General features: G+C 45.8%; 21 protein-coding genes. 10 read left to right on the forward strand and 11 right to left on the reverse strand.

The features are described from left to right. Positions 1-3: 3 nt before the first annotated feature. From glsB to rplU, 7 genes are all read right to left on the reverse strand, one after another. Complete coding sequence (glsB, locus tag ACFOEE_RS02790; RefSeq protein ID WP_377120710.1) at positions 4-927, reverse strand: glutaminase B; 924 nt, start codon at positions 925-927, stop codon at positions 4-6. Between the two features lie 133 nt (positions 928-1,060). After that, positions 1,061-1,369: a ribosome hibernation-promoting factor, HPF/YfiA family gene (hpf, locus tag ACFOEE_RS02795; RefSeq protein ID WP_377120712.1), complete on the reverse strand. Its 309-nt coding sequence runs from the start codon at positions 1,367-1,369 to the stop codon at positions 1,061-1,063. 199 nt (positions 1,370-1,568) lie between these two features. Then, positions 1,569-1,946, reverse strand: coding sequence for a DUF3718 domain-containing protein (locus ACFOEE_RS02800; RefSeq protein WP_377120714.1), 378 nt, complete (start codon positions 1,944-1,946; stop codon positions 1,569-1,571). 78 nt (positions 1,947-2,024) lie between these two features. Beyond that, positions 2,025-2,516, reverse strand: coding sequence for a type 3 dihydrofolate reductase (gene folA, locus ACFOEE_RS02805; protein ID WP_377120716.1), 492 nt, complete (start codon positions 2,514-2,516; stop codon positions 2,025-2,027). 56 nt (positions 2,517-2,572) lie between these two features. Beyond that, positions 2,573-3,727 carry an Obg family GTPase CgtA gene (gene cgtA, locus ACFOEE_RS02810; protein WP_377120718.1) on the reverse strand — a complete coding sequence of 385 codons (1,155 nt, stop codon included), beginning with the start codon at positions 3,725-3,727 and terminating at the stop codon, positions 2,573-2,575. Between the two features lie 224 nt (positions 3,728-3,951). Beyond that, positions 3,952-4,209: a 50S ribosomal protein L27 gene (rpmA, locus tag ACFOEE_RS02815; protein WP_005490996.1), complete on the reverse strand. Its 258-nt coding sequence runs from the start codon at positions 4,207-4,209 to the stop codon at positions 3,952-3,954. Between the two features lie 18 nt (positions 4,210-4,227). After that, entirely contained in the window at positions 4,228-4,539 is a 312-nt protein-coding gene (gene rplU, locus ACFOEE_RS02820; protein WP_377120720.1) for a 50S ribosomal protein L21, read from the reverse strand. A 365-nt stretch (positions 4,540-4,904) separates the two neighbouring features. Between rplU and ispB the strand changes: the two genes are divergently transcribed. After that, the gene (gene ispB, locus ACFOEE_RS02825; RefSeq protein WP_377120722.1) at positions 4,905-5,876 is read left to right on the forward strand and encodes an octaprenyl diphosphate synthase; all 972 of its coding nucleotides are present in this window, start codon (positions 4,905-4,907) and stop codon (positions 5,874-5,876) included. An 84-nt stretch (positions 5,877-5,960) separates the two neighbouring features. Here the strand turns inward: ispB and rpoH are convergent, their stop codons facing one another. From rpoH to ftsY, 4 genes are all read right to left on the reverse strand, one after another. Continuing rightward, positions 5,961-6,824, reverse strand: a complete 864-nt coding sequence (rpoH, locus tag ACFOEE_RS02830; RefSeq protein ID WP_377120724.1) for an RNA polymerase sigma factor RpoH — start codon at positions 6,822-6,824, stop codon at positions 5,961-5,963. 312 nt (positions 6,825-7,136) lie between these two features. Further along, entirely contained in the window at positions 7,137-8,123 is a 987-nt protein-coding gene (ftsX, locus tag ACFOEE_RS02835) for a permease-like cell division protein FtsX (protein WP_377120726.1), read from the reverse strand. Continuing rightward, positions 8,120-8,797 (reverse strand): cell division ATP-binding protein FtsE, encoded by a 678-nt coding sequence (gene ftsE / locus ACFOEE_RS02840; RefSeq protein WP_377120729.1) that lies wholly within the window; start codon positions 8,795-8,797, stop codon positions 8,120-8,122. Before ftsE ends, ftsX begins: the two co-directional genes overlap by 4 nt. A gap of 117 nt (positions 8,798-8,914) precedes the next feature. Beyond that, positions 8,915-10,957: a signal recognition particle-docking protein FtsY gene (ftsY, locus tag ACFOEE_RS02845; protein WP_377120731.1), complete on the reverse strand. Its 2,043-nt coding sequence runs from the start codon at positions 10,955-10,957 to the stop codon at positions 8,915-8,917. 376 nt (positions 10,958-11,333) lie between these two features. Here ftsY and rsmD point away from each other — a divergent pair, with 376 nt between their 5' ends. From rsmD to purH, 9 genes are all read left to right on the forward strand, one after another. Then, positions 11,334-11,930, forward strand: coding sequence for a 16S rRNA (guanine(966)-N(2))-methyltransferase RsmD (gene rsmD / locus ACFOEE_RS02850; protein WP_377120733.1), 597 nt, complete (start codon positions 11,334-11,336; stop codon positions 11,928-11,930). 149 nt (positions 11,931-12,079) lie between these two features. After that, complete coding sequence (gene rpsU / locus ACFOEE_RS02855; protein ID WP_005491009.1) at positions 12,080-12,295, forward strand: 30S ribosomal protein S21; 216 nt, start codon at positions 12,080-12,082, stop codon at positions 12,293-12,295. Positions 12,296-12,315: 20 nt separating this feature from the next. Further along, positions 12,316-12,762: a GatB/YqeY domain-containing protein gene (locus tag ACFOEE_RS02860; protein WP_377120735.1), complete on the forward strand. Its 447-nt coding sequence runs from the start codon at positions 12,316-12,318 to the stop codon at positions 12,760-12,762. Between the two features lie 161 nt (positions 12,763-12,923). Beyond that, complete coding sequence (gene dnaG / locus ACFOEE_RS02865) at positions 12,924-14,681, forward strand: DNA primase (RefSeq protein WP_377120754.1); 1,758 nt, start codon at positions 12,924-12,926, stop codon at positions 14,679-14,681. Between the two features lie 102 nt (positions 14,682-14,783). Continuing rightward, complete coding sequence (gene rpoD, locus ACFOEE_RS02870) at positions 14,784-16,637, forward strand: RNA polymerase sigma factor RpoD (RefSeq protein WP_377120737.1); 1,854 nt, start codon at positions 14,784-14,786, stop codon at positions 16,635-16,637. An 81-nt stretch (positions 16,638-16,718) separates the two neighbouring features. Next, positions 16,719-17,597 (forward strand): 50S ribosomal protein L11 methyltransferase, encoded by an 879-nt coding sequence (gene prmA, locus ACFOEE_RS02875; protein ID WP_377120739.1) that lies wholly within the window; start codon positions 16,719-16,721, stop codon positions 17,595-17,597. A 323-nt stretch (positions 17,598-17,920) separates the two neighbouring features. Then, positions 17,921-18,901, forward strand: a complete 981-nt coding sequence (dusB, locus tag ACFOEE_RS02880) for a tRNA dihydrouridine synthase DusB (protein WP_377120740.1) — start codon at positions 17,921-17,923, stop codon at positions 18,899-18,901. Between the two features lie 2 nt (positions 18,902-18,903). After that, on the forward strand, positions 18,904-19,194 hold the full coding sequence (gene fis / locus ACFOEE_RS02885) for a DNA-binding transcriptional regulator Fis (RefSeq protein ID WP_005491017.1): 291 nt from the start codon (positions 18,904-18,906) through the stop codon (positions 19,192-19,194). Between the two features lie 294 nt (positions 19,195-19,488). Continuing rightward, entirely contained in the window at positions 19,489-21,075 is a 1,587-nt protein-coding gene (gene purH, locus ACFOEE_RS02890; RefSeq protein WP_377120756.1) for a bifunctional phosphoribosylaminoimidazolecarboxamide formyltransferase/IMP cyclohydrolase, read from the forward strand. Positions 21,076-21,164: the final 89 nt, after the last annotated feature.

The following is a 21,164-nucleotide window of genomic DNA, read 5'->3' on the forward strand; positions in this document are numbered from 1 at the left end:
TTATTAAAACGCGCAAACATCCAATTGCATAGATAGATATTCCAGTGCAGCGATGCCAGCAATAGAATTGCCCACTTTGTCTAAACCTGGTGACCACACCGCAACGGTAAATTTCCCCGGCACTACAGCAACAATCGTCCCCGATACCCCGGATTTACCCGGCATACCAACCCGATAGGCGAAATCACCGGCGGCGTCATATAACCCACTGGTAAATAATAAAGAATTTAACTGCTTAGTTTGGCGCGCCGTTAGTAACTGCTGCTTAGAAAACTGGCAAAAGCCGTGATTCGATAAATAACTGTATGCTTTAGCAAGCTCCAAAGCGTTCAGCTCAATTGCACAATAGCTAAAATAAGCACGTAAGACTTCATCGACTTGATTGTCAAAGTTACCAAACGACTTCATCAAATGCGCCATTGCTGCATTGCGGTGGCGATGCTCATACTCTGAGTTCGCCACTTTCTTGTCTATGATAATTTTACTGTTCCCAGCTTGAATGCGAAATGCCTCCAACATGCTATGAATCGGAGCAGAGAGACGCGAAAATAAAGCATCACAGGTGACAATGGCGCCCGCATTAATGAAAGGATTCCGCGGTATGCCATGCTCAAATTCCAGCTGAGTTAGAGAATTAAACGCAGTGCCCGAAGGCTCCTTCCCCACCCGTTGCCATAATGTTTCACCATAGCGTTGCAGTGCCAAAGTAAGCGTCATTACTTTTGACACCGATTGAATCGTAAAACGCGCTTCACTGTCGCCGGCATAAAAACATTGCCCATCGTTGGTGACTAACGCTATGGCGTATTGCTGTTGTGCGACTTCTGCTAAAGCCGGAATGTAATCGGCCACTTTGCCTTGCGCTAGTAATGGCTTTACCCGAGTGACGGTGGCATCAAGGAGTGCCTGATAATCTGGAGATGTCATGACTTACCGCTATAAACTATCTTGGGATGCAGTCTAACTAAGCCTCGACAAAGAAAAAAGGGCCACAAGGCCCTTCAATTGTGTTTCACTTAAAAATCTTGTACTGCATTAAAAAATGGTACGCTTAGCGTTTTTAACCTGTTAGCTTTTCATGTTTGTTGGCCTTAATTTGGCCTTTACGGTGACGCAACGCGGAATCAAGCTTCTTGGCAGCATTAGCAACTGCAGGGTACATCACGTCGTCTTCTCCTTTCACCGCAAGATGAACCCCAATATAGTTGGTGTTAATTTCGGCATAAAACCGATTATGCTCTTTGCTGATAATAACGTCCAATGACAGCAGCGACGGATAATGACTCGCTATCTTGTTAAACTTTTCGTCTACGTGTTTTTTAATGGCATCGGTAATGTCTACATGATGACCTGAAACATTTACTTTCATAGCGACTCCCTTTTTAGCTTGTCTCACTACAAGTATTGAGGGCATTTTGATAAAGCTCAAGGGCTAATATGGAAATTTTTTGTGATTAAAATGACATTTTCGAGAATTACGACAAAAGCAGTAGTTTTCGTTTTGGGGAAATTTCTCAGTGACAAAAAAGCCCCACAAGTGTGAGGCTTTTCGCATTCAGATCGTATGCTTAGTTACCAGCAACACGTTCTTTGATAATCGCGATAAGCGCAGAACCGCCTTGGCCATTACCTTCAGCCCATGCGATATCAGCACCATCTTCTAGTGCGCTCTTCGGTAAGTTTTTAACCACAAACTCACCAGCGTCAACTGCATTGCTTGCAATTGCGTGACGTAACAGATTGTTGCCATTGCACAATACTGAATCGTATACGTTGCGCATTTTTACCCTTGCCGTTTTCAGCGTATCTCGTAAACGGTTTTTGTCATTTGCGGCCACATACTCGCACAGAGACAGAGCAAGTTGGTCGTTCGCTTTAGCAGCATTTGAAAACGCTACTGACGCCAAACATAGAGATGCTGATACTAACACGGTAGATAATTTCATTCGAGGGCCCTTTTAATACTTTGTTCGTATGTAAGTACTAGGCTAATTGTAGCAACCATTACAAATGTTAGCAACATTTCATCGTTTACGCTCAAGCGTTACGAACTGGTAATGATAAGGGTTTTTATCATCAGGATCGTTGCAAGTTATTTCAATTTGTTGCCAGTTAGCCGCACTTTCGTAATCTGGGAACTGCGTATCCCCTATTACATTTAAGTCAATAAAAGTTAAGTATAGACGCTCAGCCATCGGAAGAAAGGTTTGATAAATATGTCCACCACCAATGATCATCACTTCGTCGCACTCAGACACTTGGGCCAGTGCCTTTTCAGGGGACGAGACGATTTCAATTCCGGCAGCGCTAAAATCAGGATTTGAGCTGATCACAATATTGCGCCGACCCGGTAATGGACGACCGATAGATTCAAAGGTTTTACGGCCCATTATTACTGGCTTACCTAAAGTAACGCGCTTAAAGTGGGCTAAATCGGCTGGTAAATGCCAAGGCATTTGGTTGTCTTTGCCAATCACACGATGATTTGCCATCGCAGCAATCATTGAAATAATCACAATGCTCTCTCTTATTCTAATCTTCAGCTATGAAAAAGGGCCTTACGGCCCCTTTTTTAACGTTGATAAACTACCTCAACGTCGTAATCATCTTCATCCCAGTCGTCCCAGTCATCATCATCAGACTTGGTTGCTTCTTTATGGTAAGTATCCCACTTGAATTCGACTTCTTCTTGCTGTTGCTCTTCTGCAAACTTATCACGTGGTAAACTATCAATGAGCGCCATAATATCAAAGCACAATTGTTGTGTATTGAGCTTGTTTGCAGCAGAAATACGATAAACATTGGTTTCTTCACCAAGTTCTTCCGCTATCCTTGAACAGATCTCTTCCTGCTCTTCTTCTAGTAACAGGTCAATCTTGTTAAGCACTAACCAACGCGGTTTCTCTGCCAACTTAGGGCTATATTGATGCAGTTCGTTAATAATCGCAAAGGCGTTTTCAACCGGATCGCTGCCATCAATTGGCAATACGTCAACGATATGTAATAACACTCGACAACGCTCTAAGTGACGCAGGAAACGAAAACCTAAACCTGCCCCTTCCGATGCGCCTTCAATCAAACCTGGAATATCAGCAATAACGAATGACTTGCCCACAGCAGGGCGCACCACGCCAAGGTTTGGTACTAAAGTAGTAAATGGATAATCTGCTACCTTAGGCTTCGCCGCTGACACACTACGAATAAAAGTCGATTTACCGGCATTTGGTAAGCCCAGTAAACCCACATCCGCAAGTAACATTAGCTCTAAGCGCAAATTACGCACTTCACCTTTGGTACCCATGGTTTTTTGTCGTGGCGCGCGGTTTGTACTCGATTTAAAACGAGTATTACCTAAACCGTGCCAACCGCCTTTAGCTACCAATAGCTTTTGACCGTTCTGGGTTAAATCGCCCATCACCTCTTCGGTATCAACGTCGATAATGCGCGTTCCAACTGGCACACGGACTATCAAATCTTCGCCTTTTTTACCGGTACAGTTACGCGACTGGCCATTGGTGCCACGTTCTGCCATATGAAAGCGCTCAAACTGGTAATCAATCAAAGTGTTGAGGTTTTCATCGGCTTGCAAAAAGACGCTACCACCGTCGCCGCCGTCGCCGCCATCTGGGCCACCATCCGGTAGATATTTTTCGCGTCGAAACGACACCACGCCATTGCCGCCATCACCGGCTTCTACGCGGATTTCAACTTCATCAACAAACTTCATGCTTACTCTCTTTTGACTCGCTTGAGGTGTTTTTACCTATTGCCTAGCTGGTAAGGTTATCACTCACTTTACATCCTAAGATGTCAGTGGTTCATCACTGCCTCGGCAATTTGGATCGGATTATCTGGGCTATATTATAACAGCGTTTTACGGTTTTCTCCGCGCCCTTAATCCATAAAAACAAAAAACCCCGCCTAAGCGGGGTTTTTCTGATTCTTTACCGATTACTCAGCAACGATGCTAACGTATTTACGGTTAAGTGGACCTTTCTGCTCAAACACAACTTTGCCGTCTGCAGTTGCGAAGATAGTGTGGTCACGACCGATTGATGCGTTAGTACCAGCGTGGAATTTAGTACCACGTTGACGAACGATGATGTTACCCGCTAATACTGATTCGCCACCAAAACGTTTAACACCTAAGCGTTTACTTTCTGAATCGCGACCGTTACGTGTACTACCAGCTGCCTTTTTATGTGCCATCTTTACGTACCCCTAATATTAAGCGCTAATGCCAGTGATTTTAACTTCAGTGAACCACTGACGGTGGCCCATTTCTTTACGGTGATGCTTACGACGTCTAAATTTAACGATCTTAATTTTCTCACCGCGACCGTGTGAAACTACTTCAGCAGTCACTTTACCACCGTTTACGAACGGGGCACCGATCTCGATTTTCTCACCATCAGCTACTAGAAGTACTGAATCAAATTCAACTGCTGCACCAGTCTCAACGTCTAGCTTCTCTAAACGAATTGTTTGACCTTCAGTCACACGGTGCTGTTTACCACCACTTTGGAAAACCGCGTACATAATTAACTCCGTCTGTGCGCCCTCAAATCGACGCAACTAAATATTCTTCGATAGGGCGCGAAGTTTACGCTAATGCGTAGCCTCGCGCAAGCCCATTTGAGCAAAAATCGAATAAAAAATAACTCGAACGAGGGCGAATAAAATTTTTTGCTATTGTATCGATTTTTCGCCTTATGCCAAGTGCTTTTTACATCAAATCGTCATAATTGCCAAATTAGCCAAACAAGGAACAGGTTCGTTCACTTTTCACTCTAATCACCGAAAATTACTGTGTTTTTTCAGTCACAGCCTGACAAAATATCGTGACCTGTTATTTTTTGTAGTACAATCGCGCCGTTAATCTCATAGATATGGCTTGGAGAGGAATGGATATTAAGGCTATCCAGACGCTGATTAACGACGAAATGAACAGCGTCAATCAATTGATCCATGCGCAAATGCGCTCAGATGTTGCGTTAGTAAACCAACTCGGACTCTATATCATCAACAGTGGTGGTAAGCGCGTGCGCCCAATGCTCACTCTCCTTGCGGCTAAAGCGATGGGTTATCAGGGTGATAAGCACGTTACCTTAGCAACCATAGTTGAGTTTATTCATACCGCTACTTTGCTCCACGACGATGTTGTAGATGAATCTTTATTACGTCGCGGTGAACCTACTGCCAATGCAGAGTTTGGTAATGCCGCAAGCGTATTAGTTGGCGACTTTATCTACACCCGCTCATTTCAATTAATGGTTGGCCTTAACAACATGGAAGTGATGCGTATTCTTGCTGATGCTACTAATATCATTGCGGAAGGCGAAGTGTTACAGCTGATGAATTGCAACGATCCAGACACAGCTGAAGCCAGTTACATGCAAGTGATTTACAGTAAAACCGCCAAGTTGTTTGAAGCGGCCACTTTACTGCCCGCCATTATTCTTGAACGTGATACGGCCACCCAAGAAGCCATGAAGCTCTATGGTATGCACTTAGGCACTGCCTTTCAGTTGGTAGACGATGTATTGGATTACCGCGCGGACGCTAAAGCCTTAGGTAAAAACATCGGTGACGACTTAGCTGAAGGTAAGCCAACACTACCGTTGATTTACGCGATGCAACGCGGCACACCAGAGCAAGTGGCGCAGATCCGTCACGCTATTGAGTTCAGCGACGGCCTGAACTATTTGGATGATATTCTCGCGACCTTAGCCCAAACCAAAGCGCTAGACTTGACCATGGAAAAAGCCCAGCTTGAGGCAGACCGAGCGATAGCTTGTCTTAACTTTTTACCTGACTCGCCGTACAAGCAAGCATTAGTTGCGCTGGCGAATATCGCCGTACAGCGCGATCACTAACAACCTCCCAAAGCAAAAAGCCCCAACACTGAGTGTTGGGGCTTTTTGTTAAATGCTTGCTCGAAACTGAGTTAATAGCTTGACTTAAACCATAGCTTGCTGAAGTTTCTTCATCGCGGTCTTCTCGAGCTGACGTACGCGCTCTGCAGAGACCTGATACTTTTCAGCGAGTTCTTGTAATGTCGCTTTATCGTCATCTAACCAACGCGCACTGATGATGTCTTGTGAGCGTTCATCAAGGGTTTTTAACGCAGAAAATAAGCGATTGTGCGACTGTTCTTGCCACTGCTCTTCTTCAATTGTATCAGCTAAGTCGCCATTACCATCGGTTAGATATTGTACAGGTGAAAATGTGCCAGAGCTGTTGCCTTCTTCTTCATCGGCAGTCAAATCAAAGCCCATATCTTGGCCGCTCATACGCGATTCCATTTCACGGACTTCGCGCTCACTCACACCCAATTCATTAGCAACCGTGGTGACTTCTTCTTGGTTAAACCAACCTAAACGCTTTTTGTTTTTACGAAGGTTAAAGAATAACTTACGTTGTGCTTTAGTGGTCGCCACTTTCACGATACGCCAGTTTTTCAGTACATATTCGTGAATTTCTGCTTTGATCCAGTGTACCGCGAAAGACACTAAGCGTACCCCAACTTCTGGATTAAAACGTTTTACTGCTTTCATTAAGCCAATGTTACCTTCTTGGATAAGATCAGCTTGTGGTAAACCGTAACCTGAATAGCTCTTAGCAATGTGCACCACGAATCTGAGGTGAGACATAATGAGTTGTTTTGCCGCATCCAAATCACCGTCTTGATGAAGACGTGTGGCCAGCGCTTTCTCGTGTTCTGCATCAAGCATAGGAATAGAACCGACTGCATGAATGTAGCCTTCTAAACTCGCGCTTTGCTGTCCAGTTGATAGTGCCATTGCGTATAAATCGTTGCCCATTTTTCACCTCAGTGACAAATTTCGTTAGTTTTAGCACTCTCCCCTTGAGAGTGCTAAATAATTTATAACCCGTTATCAGGGTCATTGCAAGTCTTTTTTTGCCCTTGCCAAATTAGTTTGTAACTGTTTGTTTTGTTTAATTAAACAATAATTAAAGTGAGCTTTTTGCAGTGCAAGTTTAGCTGCTAAATATGACAGTAACGCGACAAAAATAACCTTGAAGAACAAGAAAACAACGTCAAGACAGGAGCTTAGCAAGCTTTGGCTGAGTCATTGCTGAATCAGCCAAACTATGTAGACGGCAATATACGATTACACTTTATCGGGTTCAATTTCTTTTATGTAGCGATTGACCGATAAGTACGAGCCAATGAAGCCAAGTGCAATCGCAGTTATGAGCAATACCCCTAATTCTTGGGCGGTTAAACCAAGTAACGCAAAGTCACTTTGGTAAACACCGGCAACACGAGTGACCGCCGCCTCTAACCACCACATCATGGCAGCTAAGCAAATAAACGCAATAAACCCACCCATAATGCCATACCAGATCCCTGTCCATAAAAACGGGGTATGAATAAAGCTGTTGGTCGCTCCCACTAACTTCATCACTTGGATCTCAGCTTTTTTATCCATGATAGACAAGCGTATGGTGTTACCTATGATGAGTGTGACGGAGGTTAATAGCAGCACAGCAATGGTAATAACACTCTCGCGTAGCAAACTTAACAAGGCGTTCAAACGCTCCAGCCATTCTATATCTAATTTACCGAACTCGACTTCACGCTCTTTGGCGAGCTTATCTAAGAGCGCTTGCGCTGCTGCGGCACTACGGTGACGGCTAGAAGGCGTAACCAGTACTACATTAGGTAATGGATTTTGGTCGAGGTAATCAAGTGCCTGACCAAACCCTGAGACTTGTTTGAATTCTTGTAATGCCGCTTCTTTGTCAATTAAGGTTACTTCTTCTACTTCAGGATAGAGCGCCAACCGCTTCACTAAGGTTTGTGTTTGCTGAACACTCATCTCATCTTTAACAAATAGCGATATTTCCGCCGCTTCTTGAAAGCCACTACTGACCTGCTGTACGTTTTTAACTACTAGGTACAAAGTCGCGGGCAGAGTTAAACTTAACCCTAACACACAAATCGTCATGATTGAGGCAAGCGGCGTGCGCCACATTTCCCCTAAGCTTTGCACACCCTGACGGATCACCATCAAAACAAAGAAATATAGATTGGCAAATAGCGAACGCTTTACTCGTTCACTCCCAGTTTGGCGACCTTTAAATAGCAAACTCATAACAATGCCTCCGCTAGCGGATCTTGCGACATACGGCCATGAGAAAGTGTCAGTGAGCGATATTTCATACGCGCGATAAGGCCAAGATCATGGGTCGCAATGAGTACTGAAGTGCCATGGCGATTAAAATCCTCAAAGAGATTTAAAATCTCCATAGACAGCTCAGGGTCGAGGTTACCGGTCGGTTCATCTGCTAGTAAGAGTGGCGGAGAATTGACAATCGCCCTAGCGATACCAACCCGCTGCTGCTCACCACCAGATAAGGTATGTGGATAGCATTTAATTTTATCCAGTAACCCGACTTTATCTAACGCGGCATGGACGCGTTTAGTAATGGCGCCGTGATGCGTACCTTCAATCACCAACGGCAAGGCAACATTGTCAAACACGGTATAGCGGTCTAGCAGCCTGTGGTTTTGGAAAATAATGCCGATATCACGGCGTACATAGGGAATTTGACGATTGCTGATGGTGTTGAGGTCGACACCATTGATAAACACTTGTCCAGCTGAGGGTCGCTCCATCACGCTGATTAATTTCAACAGGGTGCTTTTACCCGCACCACTGTGTCCGGTTAAAAAAGCTAACTCCCCGCGCGCTAGTTCAAAACTGACTTTTTGCAGCGCCTGATGGCCACCGGGAAACGTTTTACTCACCTGCTGAAATTTTATCATCACCCGCCCTATTCTTGTGTTTATTTGGCTTCTACCCTAATTACATGAAGCTCTTGCACACTGAGTTGCCTTCAAATAATTAGCGCACAGGGCTTTGCAGCCCTGTTTGTTTTGATATTAATCTTCTTGACTGAACAACGCGTCTATAAAGTCTTGGCTGTTAAAAGTACGCAAGTCATCAATACCTTCACCCACCCCGATAAAACGAATTGGGATCTGGAACTTATCCGCAACCGCGAAAATCACCCCACCTTTTGCCGTACCATCAAGTTTGGTTAAAGTAATCCCCGTTAAACCAACGGCTTTATTAAACAAGTTAACCTGACTAATGGCATTTTGCCCAGTCCCAGCATCAATGGTTAACATCACTTCATGCGGTGCATCTGGGTCGAGCTTTTTCATTACCCGCGCGATTTTTTCCAACTCTTGCATTAAATGATCTTTATTTTGCAAACGCCCTGCTGTATCGGCAATTAATACATCAACATTACGCGCTTTTGCGGCCTGAAATGCATCAAATACGACAGAAGCGCTATCAGCGCCGGTGTGCTGAGCAATGACCGCAATCTTGTTACGCTCGCCCCACACTTGTAGCTGCTCTACGGCCGCCGCACGGAAGGTGTCGCCTGCCGCCAACATAACCGATTTGCCTTGCGCCTGGAATTGCTTCGCCAGTTTACCAATCGTGGTGGTTTTACCTACGCCATTCACACCAACCATTAAAATTACAAACGGCTTTTTGTCTGCATTAATGACCAACGGCTGCTCCGCCGATTTCAACATCTTAGCCATTTCTTGCTTTAACAGTTCATAAAGTGCATCGCCATCTTTTAACTGTTTGCGGTCAGCCACATCCGTCAAGGTATCGATCAGCTTGCTGGTGGTATCCACCCCAATATCAGCCGTCAATAATTGTGTTTCAAGCTCTTCAAATAACTCATCATCGATTTTTTTACCTTTAAATAAAGAGGCAAAACCAGAACCGATATTGACCTTAGTTTTTACTAAGCTTTCTTTTAAGCGTGCAAAAAAACCTTTTTTAGGTTGAGCTGCAGCTTGCTCTGCTGCTAAACGCTCTGCTTCTGCTTGAGCTGCCTGCTCTGCCGCTAAACGCTCTGCTTCCGCTTGGGCGGCTTGTTCTGCCGCTAAACGTTCCGCTTCTGCTTGGGCCGCTTGCTCTGCAGCCAAACGTTCTGCTTCTACTTTAGCGGCTTGTTCCGCTGCTACACGTTCAGCTTCGGCTTGAGCCGCTTGTTCTGCGGCTAAACGCTCGGCTTCCGCTTGAGCTGCTTGTTCCGCCGCTAAACGCTCCGCTTCTGCTTGAGCCGCTTGTTCTGCGGCTAAACGCTCCGCTTCTGCTTGAGCCGCTTGTTCTGCGGCTAAACGCTCCGCTTCTGCTTGAGCCGCTTGTTCTGCGGCTAAACGCTCCGCTTCTGCTTGAGCTGCCTGCTCTGCGGCTAAACGTTCCGCTTCTGCTTGAGCTGCCTGCTCTGCGGCTAAACGCTCCGCTTCTACTTTAGCGGCTTGTTCTGCGGCTACACGCTCCGCTTCTGCTTGAGCTGCCTGCTCTGCGGCTAAACGCTCCGCTTCTGCTTGAGCCGCTTGTTCTGCGGCTAAACGCTCGGCTTCTGCTTGAGCTGCCTGCTCTGCGGCTAAACGTTCCGCTTCTGCTTGAGCTGCCTGCTCTGCGGCTACACGCTCCGCTTCTACTTTAGCGGCTTGTTCTGCGGCTAAACGCTCGGCTTCTACTTTAGCGGCTTGTTCTGCGGCTACACGCTCCGCTTCTGCTTGAGCGGCTTGTTCTGCGGCTAAACGTTCCGCTTCTGCTTTAGCGGCTTGTTCCGCTGCTACACGTTCCGCTTCTGCTTGAGCTGCTTGTTCTGCCGCTAAACGCTCGGCTTCTACTTTAGCTGCTTGCTCTGCGGCTAAACGCTCGGCTTCTATTTTAGCGGCTTGTTCCGCTGCTACACGCTCCGCTTCCGCTTGAGCTGCTTGTTCTGCGGCTAAACGCTTCGCTTCTGCTTGCTCTGCCGCTAAACGCTCCGCTTCTACTTGAGCTGCTTGCTCTGCGGCTAAACGCTCAGCTTCTGCCTGTTGAGTTTCTTGCTCGGCTTTTTTACCAAAACCTAACCAAGATAAAAATTTGTTCGTTTTTCCCATAAACCTTTATAACCACGCATAAAATTCAGCTAACTAAGCGCTTTGGCGACATCTTACCTATAATTAAACAAAGCTTGATGCGGTGCAGCTTTTATCACTCAAACCATAATCAACTTAGCTATCTCAAAACGCATGCTAACTATTTGCGAAAACGCGAAATTAACATGTCAGGCCAACAATATTTCTTATTAAGCGCGCAGTGTAGCATGCTTTAAAGCACTGAAAAAATGCAAGGCGGCCGGATTAATGATAAAATTCCGCCCTTCTTGCCGTTAAGTGATCGCTCTTTACATATGGATATGGGGTCACCTAAGGCAATCGCTTAGCTAAAATGCTGATAATATTATTTGCCGTAATCATGACAGACCGTGTAACTATGAGAAACAAATCAACTTCTTCACATCTTCAAGCAGGTTTTATCCGTATCATCGGCGGCAAATATCGTGGTCGTAAGCTTCCGGTTAAAGATGTGCAAGGATTACGCCCAACCACTGACCGAGTGAAAGAAACGCTGTTTAATTGGTTAATGAATGATATTCGTGACAGTGCTGTGCTCGACTGCTTTGCAGGCTCTGGGGGCTTAGGGTTTGAAGCACTGTCACGGTTTGCCAAAAACGCCCGCTTGATAGAAAAAGATCAAGCTGCGGCTGCACAGCTCATCAAGAATGTGCAAGCATTAGGTTTAACCAATGCCGATGTACAACTCGCCGACACTTTACAGCTGCTGCAACGCCCAGCGGATCAAAGTTTTGATGTGGTGTTTATCGACCCGCCATTCAGAATGGGTCTAGCCAATTGCGTTTGCCGTGCCTTAGAACAAAATCACTGGCTAAATTCAAGCGCGCTTATCTATATAGAAGTAGAGCAAGAACTAGCCTTGGAAACACCCGCAAACTGGCAATTACTTAAAGAAAAACAAGCCGGACAAGTCGCTTATCGCTTGTATTTACGTGAAGAAATTAGCGTTTCTTAACGACCTCAGAATTAGCTATAATTTAAGCTTTACAAGTGTGGTTGCGTCAGCTTACAATACCGCACCATTTTTGAACCAATTGTCCGGTTACTGATCACAGTTGCTGAACAGCCTGAGCTTAGCTCATTAATTAGGTAGGTGAATTTTTAATGCCAGTTATTAAAGTAAGAGAAAACGAGCCGTTTGACGTTGCACTACGTCGTTTCAAGCGTTCATGTGAAAAAGCAGGTATCCTTGCTGAAGTTCGCCGTCGCGAGCACTACGAAAAGCCAACAACAGAGCGTAAGCGTAAAAAAGCTGCTGCTGTTAAGCGCCACATGAAAAAGCTTTCTCGCGATAACGCACGTCGCGTTAAACTTTACTAGTTGATTCTGGTTTCGTTTCGATGAGCCTTTTAGAACAGCTTAAAGACGCCCAAAAAGACGCTATGAGAGCCAAGGAAAAATTACGCCTTGGCGCTATTCGCATGGTGCTTGCAGAAATCAAGCAACGTGAAATAGACAACCAGATCACCTTAGATGATGCAGCAATTACGTCTGTATTAGTGAAACTGGTCAAACAGCGTCGCGATTCATATACCCAGTATATGGACGCCGGCCGCGAAGATTTAGCTGCTATTGAAGCCAGCGAAATTGAAGTGTTGGAATCCTTCTTGCCAAAACCGTTGACCGAAGACGAAGTATCAGCACTAATTGACAGTGCGATCGCTGAAGTGGGTGCAGCTGGTATGCAAGACATGGGTAAAGTGATGGGGATCATCAAAGGCAAAGCCGAAGGCTGCGCTGATATGGGTAAAGTTTCTGCTTTAATTAAGCAAAAACTCAACGCCTAATCCCCAAACTTGAGAATGCGAAGACCGAGCCTAGTGCTCGGTTTTTTCATTTTGCCCCAGAGAAAATTTCCGCGCTCATTGCACAGAGACATTTCGTGCAATCTTTTCCAGAGTATGATGAAATTCACCTTCAGGTATTCCCAAACAGGTATCAAGGCACAATGGCAGGTAAGATCCCAAGACAGTTTATTGACGATATACTCGCGCGGATCGATATCGTAGACCTGATTGACGGCCGGATTGGCCTGAAAAAGGCAGGAAAAGACTACCAAGCCTGTTGCCCATTTCATAACGAAAAATCGCCCTCATTTACCGTTTCAAGGGACAAGCAGTTTTATCACTGCTTTGGCTGTGGCGCTAACGGTAATGCCATCTCCTTTGTCATGGAGTACGACAAACTTGAATTTGTCGATGCCATTGAAGAATTAGCGGCCATCTTGAACCTAGATGTCCCGCGCGAGCAAGGCACAGGCGCACCACAACGAACGCAAGAACAACGTCGCTCTGATTATGAACTGATGCAGCAGGCTGCCAATTTCTATCAACAGCAACTCCGTCAGCACCCCCAAGGTGCGCAAGTCATAGAATATATTAAGGGTCGCGGCTTATCCGGTGAAACCGCTAAACGATTTCAGATTGGTTTTGCTCCGCCCGAGTGGGATGTGCTCTACAAGCAACTAGGCCGTAATAACGAATTACAACAACAGCTGGTTGACTTAAAACTCGCGACCGAAAACCAATCAGGCCGTCGCTTTGATTTTTTCCGTGACCGCCTGATGTTCCCAATTCGTGATAAACGCGGCCGAGTTATTGCGTTTGGCGGCCGAGTGATGCAAAAAGACCAAAGTCCTAAATACCTCAACTCGCCAGAAACACGGATTTTCCACAAAGGCTTTGAGCTTTACGGTTTGTATGAAGCCAAACAAGCGCATGCTAAATTGCAGCAAGTGCTGATAGTTGAAGGTTATATGGACGTGGTAGCACTCGCTGAGCAGGGCATAGATTACGCCGTCGCCGCACTTGGTACCGCCACCACGGCAGAGCATATGCACAGCCTGTTTCGTTTAACCGATACGGTGATCTGCTGTTATGATGGCGACCGCGCGGGTAAAGACGCGGCTTGGCGCGCACTGGAGCATGCACTTCCCTACCTCACCAACGGTAAATCCTTACAGTTTGTGTTTTTACCCGATGGTGAAGACCCAGACTCTCTGGTGCAAAAGGAAGGCAAAGCAGTATTTGAAGCTCGCTTGCAACAAGCAGATGATTACACCCAAGTGCTGTTTCAGAAGCTTACTGAGCAAATCGATATCACCACAGATGCTGGTAAATCTAAGCTAATGGCCGAAGCGCTGCCACTCATTGATAAAGTCCCAAGCGACTTTTATCAGGACAGTTTGCTTGACCTGCTGGCACGTTTTATTGGTAAAACGCGTGAGCAACTCAGTAAAAAACTCACCTCACCAAAACAGCAAAATAGCATAGAGCGTAAATTTAAAGTAACGCCGATGCGCCAAGCAATTGGTCTACTTATTCAACATCCACAGCTGGCACAAGCGGTGGACTACTTACCGGAACTAGCGGAAATGGCAATACCGGGCATTGCATTGTTTTTACAGCTGCAACAACTATGTCTTGCTCAGCCAACCGCCAATACAGCACAACTAATTGAATTTTTTAGAGATTCAAAAGAATATGAGGTGCTAAAAAAGCTTGCTGGCTGGCCGCACAATATTCGTGACGAAGCGCTTGAGAAACAATTTCAACAAACTTTCCAATTTATTGAAGATCAGTGTTTAAATCTTCACCTTGAGACCCTATTAATAAAAGAGAAAACCGAGGGTTTAAGCAGCGAAGAGCGGCAGGAGGTGGTGCTTTTAACTACTGCGCTAAAGAGCCGAAGATCTAGTCAAAATTAAATTTTGCTGCTAATATACTCTATTCACTGCGCCCGAAAATCCGTTCCGGATATCGAGGCGCCTTGTTGTAATCAACTTATCAGAGTGGAAGCATAAATCTCTATGGATCAATCTCCTCAGTCACAACTTAAACTTCTGATTCAGAAAGGTAAAGAGCAAGGTTACTTAACTTTTGCAGAAGTCAATGATCACCTTCCACAAGACATCATAGACTCAGATCAAGTAGAAGACATCATTAGTATGATCAACGACATGGGTATTACCGTTGCGGAAAGCGCACCGGATGCCGATGACCTGATGATGCAAGAAACCACGACTGACGACGATGCGGCAGAAGCAGCAGCAGCCGCGCTTGCAACGGTTGAAAAAGAGATTGGCCGCACTACAGATCCGGTCCGCATGTACATGCGTGAAATGGGCACGGTTGAACTACTAACGCGTGAAGGCGAGATTTTAATCGCTAAGCGTATCGAAGAAGGTATCAACCAAGTTCAATTGAGCGTGGCTGAATACCCAGAAGCCATCGCTGAACTATTAGAACAATGGGATAAGTTTGAAGCCGAAGAAATTCGCCTAAGCGATATTGTGTCTGGTTTCTACGACCCAAATGCCATTGAAGAAGACGACTTCCCTATTTCTGCCACTCATGTTGGTTCAGAGCTTAGCGAAGAAGACTTAGATGACGAAGATGACGATGGTGACGATGAAGACCGCGACGACAGCGATGATGGCGAGTCAGGCCCAGATCCAGAAGTAGCTCGTGAATACTTCGACAAGCTACGTGCCCTGTACAATCACGCCCGTGAAGTGTTCGAAGCCAAAGGCCGCGCGCACCCAGACGCACAGCAAGCGATTCAGGACATCGGCGAACTATTCCGCATGTTCAAGCTAGTACCAAAACAATTTGACCGCATGGTAAATAACATGCGCGACATGATGGACCGCGTTCGTGTGCAAGAACGTATCATCATGAAACAAGCCGTACAAATTGCAAAAGTACCAAAGAAAACCTTCGTTAAGCATTTTGCCAACAACGAAACGGATTTAGCGTGGATCGACGCAGAAATCGCTGCTGGTGAAAAACACTCAGCAAAATTGGAAGAAGTGCGTCCAGAAATCGAACGCTGCGTTAACAAGTTAAAAGCCATCGAAGAAAGCACAGGTTTATCTGTTGAGCGTATTAAAGACATCAACCGTCGTATGAGCATTGGTGAAGCAAAAGCTCGCCGTGCGAAAAAAGAAATGGTTGAAGCCAACTTACGTTTGGTTATCTCGATTGCGAAAAAATACACTAACCGTGGTCTACAATTCCTGGATCTTATCCAAGAAGGTAACATTGGTTTGATGAAAGCGGTTGATAAGTTCGAATACCGCCGTGGTTATAAGTTCTCGACTTATGCAACATGGTGGATCCGTCAGGCGATTACCCGCTCGATTGCTGACCAAGCGCGTACTATCCGTATTCCAGTGCATATGATTGAAACGATTAACAAGCTTAACCGTATTTCACGTCAAATGCTGCAAGAAATGGGTCGCGAGCCAAGCCCTGAAGAATTAGCAGAGCGTATGGCAATGCCGGAAGACAAAATCCGTAAAGTGCTGAAAATCGCCAAAGAGCCAATCTCAATGGAAACGCCTATTGGTGACGACGAAGATTCACATTTAGGTGACTTTATCGAAGACACCACCATTGAGTCGCCAATTGATTCAGCGACCATGGAAAGTCTTCGTGCAGCAACCAACGAAGTGTTAGCAGGCTTAACTGCAAGAGAAGCCAAAGTACTACGGATGCGTTTTGGTATTGATATGAATACCGACCACACGTTAGAAGAAGTAGGTAAACAGTTTGACGTTACCCGTGAACGTATCCGTCAAATCGAAGCGAAGGCACTACGCAAACTGCGTCACCCTTCACGCTCAGATTTACTGAAAAGCTTCTTAGACATTAAATCTTAATGTTCTAAAGCCGATTAAAAAGGCCGCTGCTGCGGCCTTTTTCAATCTATACCTGAATAAAATTTGCCTGAGAGAAATAGCATGGCCTGGATCCAGATCCGCATCAATGCAACCAAAGAAACTGCCGATACCATCAGCGACCTGTTAGTCGATGCTGAATGTCCTTGTGTAACTTTTTTAGACGGTAGCAACAATCCAATTTACGAGCCTAAACCGGGCGAAGTGATTTTGTGGCCAGAAACCATAGTGGTGGGTTTATATGAAGCTAACCATGATATGGATGCGGTGGTCGCGTATTTAACTGAGCACTATCCTGAGCCACTGAATTTTAAAATTGAGCAGTTAGAGGATAAAGACTGGGAGCGTGAATGGATGGACAACTTCCACCCAATCCAGTTTGGTGAACGCTTGTGGATTTGCCCAAGCTGGCGCGATATTCCCGATCCAACCGCAGTAAACGTGTTGCTAGACCCAGGTCTTGCGTTTGGTACAGGTACCCATGCCACTACCGCACTGTGTTTACGTTGGTTAGATAGCCAAGACTTAAGTGGCAAAACTGTGGTTGATTTTGGTTGTGGCTCTGGGATTTTAGGTATTGCCGCGTTAAAACTTGGCGCCGCTCGGGTTATCGGTATTGATATTGACCCGCAAGCGATTGCAGCTACCTATGATAACGCTGCTCGTAATGGCGTTGCAGAGCAAATTGAAGCCTATTTACCGGAAGACCAACCGGAGTTCAAGGCGGACATCGTGGTTGCCAATATTCTTGCGCAGCCACTACGTGAGCTGCATGAGATCATTCTTGGTTTCCTAAAACCAGATGGCAAAATTGCCATGTCAGGTATCTTGGAAGAACAAGCTAGTTCCGTAGCGGACGTCTATGCACCTTTTATCGACCTTGACGATATAGCTCAAGAAGGTGAATGGACCCGTGTCAGCGGCCAACTTAAAGCGCAATAATGACCTTTTTTAGCCTCGTGATGTGCGCATTTTGCGCCTGTCAGAGTAAATTGCCGAATTGCGTCAGTGAGCACTTTGTTACAGCTAAAGCCTGTGTTTAACAGGCTTTACGCATTTTTTACAGTCATTAGAAAATACCACCTTGTCCCTACTTTGGCTTTTTTGGTTATTTTTACAACAAATCTCCTTCCCCTTGAAACCGTTAGTAAATGTCAACCCAAAAAGTTCAAAAAAAAAGCAATTATGTTCAATTTATAACCTTTGATTTTTGCAAAAAAAACCGTAAACTTAGCGCCCCTTGAAACAAGGCTATTTGAATTACCGTGCGTATAGGTCCTTACCAACTTAAGAACAACCTCATCGTCGCGCCGATGGCTGGAATTACCGACCGTCCGTTTCGCGAACTATGTCGTCGTCTGGGCGCTGGGCTGGCAGTATCAGAAATGATGTCTTCCAATCCACAGGTTTGGAGCACGGATAAATCAAGAAACCGTATGGTACATCTTGATGAGTCCGGCTTACGCTCAGTTCAGATTGCAGGTGCTGATCCCGAGTGGATGGCACAGGCAGCGCAATTCAATGTGGAAAACGGTGCACAAATCATCGATATCAACATGGGTTGCCCTGCTAAGAAAGTGAATAAACGTTTGGCAGGCTCTGCGTTATTACAATATCCAGAGCTGGTTGAGGAAATTATTCAGGCCGTAGTCGGCGCGGTTGACGTGCCAGTTACACTGAAGTTTCGCACAGGCTGGGATCCGGATAACCGTAATGGTGTCGAGATTGCCAAAATTGCTGAACGCAATGGTATCGTGTCTTTGGCACTACATGGGCGTACGCGTGCATGTATGTATAAAGGCGATGCCGAATACGACACCATCCGCGCAGTTAAGCAGGCGGTGTCTATTCCTGTCGTTGCCAACGGCGACATTACGTCACCGCAAAAGGCTAAACAGGTGTTGGACTATACGGGTGCTGATGCCGTGATGATCGGTCGAGCCGCCCAAGGTCGTCCTTGGATTTTCCGAGAGATTGACCACTATTTGCAAACTGGTGAACATCTGCCTGAACCGCCGATTGAGGAGGTTCGCAGTATCTTGATGGAGCATGTGGTACAACTCCATCAGTTCTATGGTGAGCCTATGGGAGCGCGGATCGCCCGCAAGCATGTGTCTTGGTATTTGCAGGCCCATGACAATGAAGGTCAATTTAGGCGAGTTTTTAATGCCATTGAAGCGTCCGAAGCGCAGATAACGGCATTAGAGAATTACTTTGAAACACTAGAGAAAGAAAGAGACAGATAACGATGTTCGAACAAAATGTGACTTCTCCATTTATCACTAACGCTCATGTTCAGTCACAAGAGAAACCGCAACCTTTGCGCGATGCAGTTAAAAAAGCTGTTCATCACTATTTAAAGCAATTGAACGGTCAAGATGTGCAAGACGTATACGATCTTGTTCTTTCTGAGTTAGAAGCGCCATTACTTGAAGAAGTAATGACTTACACGCGTGGTAACCAAACTCGTGCGGCTATCTTACTAGGTATCAACCGTGGTACTTTACGTAAGAAGTTGAAAAAGTACGGCATGAACTAATACGGTTTCAAGCCCACTTAACACAAAAGCACCCTAGTGGTGCTTTTGTCGTTTCAAGCACTTAAAAAATCTTCACTATAGCTAAACCGATTTCCCCACACTCTTGCGGTTTTTGTCGTCGTTTTTCCGGCAATTTTAAGCTAAAATAGCCGCTTCTAAGCTAGCCCCTATACCTTGAGTGGTTTGTACCTGAGGTCAATTGCTTGGCAACGTACTTGATGCTTGCTTGGCAATCGGCTTACTGATGCGTCCGGCTCTGGTATGCAAATTGTTTTTGAGGAAATCGAAACCATCATGGATCTACATCGTCCAATTCGCCGCGCCCTGTTAAGCGTGTCTGACAAAACCGGTATCGTTGAATTTGCCCGTGCCCTAGCCGCACAAGGCGTTGAGTTACTCTCAACTGGCGGTACTTGTAAACTCCTTGCCGACAACGGCATTACTGTCACTGAAGTATCAGACTATACAGGTCACCCTGAAATCATGGATGGTCGGGTAAAAACCTTACACCCAAAAGTCCACGGTGGCATCCTTGGCCGTCGCGGTCAAGACGAAGGCGTGATGGCTGAGAACCACATTTCTGCTATCGATATGGTCGTCGTTAACCTTTACCCTTTTGCGCAAACGGTAGCTAACCCCAACTGCACGTTAGAAGACGCCATTGAAAATATCGATATCGGCGGCCCAACTATGGTGCGCGCTGCTGCGAAAAACCACAAAGACGTCACCATTGTGGTCAATGCCAAAGACTACGACCGCGTATTAGCGGAAATGGCAGCGAATAATGGTTCAACAAGCTACAAAACCCGTTTTGATTTAGCGATTGCAGCCTACGAACACACCGCCCAATATGATGGCATGATAGCCAACTATTTTGGCAAAATGGTGCCGGATTACACCGAAGAAGCGACAGAAAATACTAAATTCCCACGTACTTTCAATATGCAGTTCACCAAAAAGCAAGATATGCGTTACGGTGAAAATGCGCATCAAGATGCGGCCTTCTACGTCGAAAACCACATTGAAGAAGCCTCGGTTGCCACTGCTAAGCAATTGCAAGGTAAAGCACTTTCTTACAACAACATCGCTGACACCGATGCCGCGCTTGAATGTGTGAAAGAGTTCAAAGAGCCAGCTTGTGTTATCGTAAAACATGCTAACCCATGTGGTGTCGCGGTTGATAAAGACATTCTGAGTGCTTATGAGCGCGCTTATAAGACTGACCCAACTTCTGCCTTCGGTGGCATTATTGCCTTTAACCGTGAGCTTGATGCAGACACCGCTGAAGCGATTATTTCACGCCAGTTTGTCGAAGTGATCATTGCACCTAGCATTTCAGAAGCTGCTGCACAAATCGTTGCCGCGAAGCAAAACGTACGCTTATTAGAGTGTGGCGAGTGGGCAAAGAAAACTACTGGTGTTGACATTAAACGGGTTAACGGCGGGATTTTAGTACAAGACCGCGACTTAGGTATGGTCACCCTTGACGACCTCAAAGTGGTTTCTAAACGTCAACCAACTGAACAAGAGCTAAAAGACTTATTGTTCTGCTGGAAAGTGGCAAAATTCGTGAAATCAAATGCGATTGTGTATGCACGTGATGGCATGACTATTGGTGTTGGCGCCGGCCAAATGAGCCGTGTTTACTCAGCAAAAATCGCAGGTATTAAAGCGGCAGACGAAAACCTTGAAGTTAAAGGGTCTGTAATGGCCTCTGATGCCTTCTTCCCATTCCGTGATGGTATTGATGCAGCCGCTGCGGCTGGCATTACCGCGGTGATTCAACCGGGTGGCTCTATGCGTGATGAAGAAGTCATTGCCGCCGCAGATGAAGCGGGTATGGCCATGGTCTTCACTGGCATGCGCCACTTCCGTCACTAAAAAAGAAAAGCGCGAAACTCAGGTTTCGCGCTTTTGGTTCGTGACCAATTCCAGTATGCTGATGAAAACATAATCATAACTTGGAAGGA

The sequence above is a fragment of the Pseudoalteromonas fenneropenaei genome (genome assembly GCF_042643375.1).
Classification (GTDB): domain Bacteria; phylum Pseudomonadota; class Gammaproteobacteria; order Enterobacterales; family Alteromonadaceae; genus Pseudoalteromonas; species Pseudoalteromonas fenneropenaei.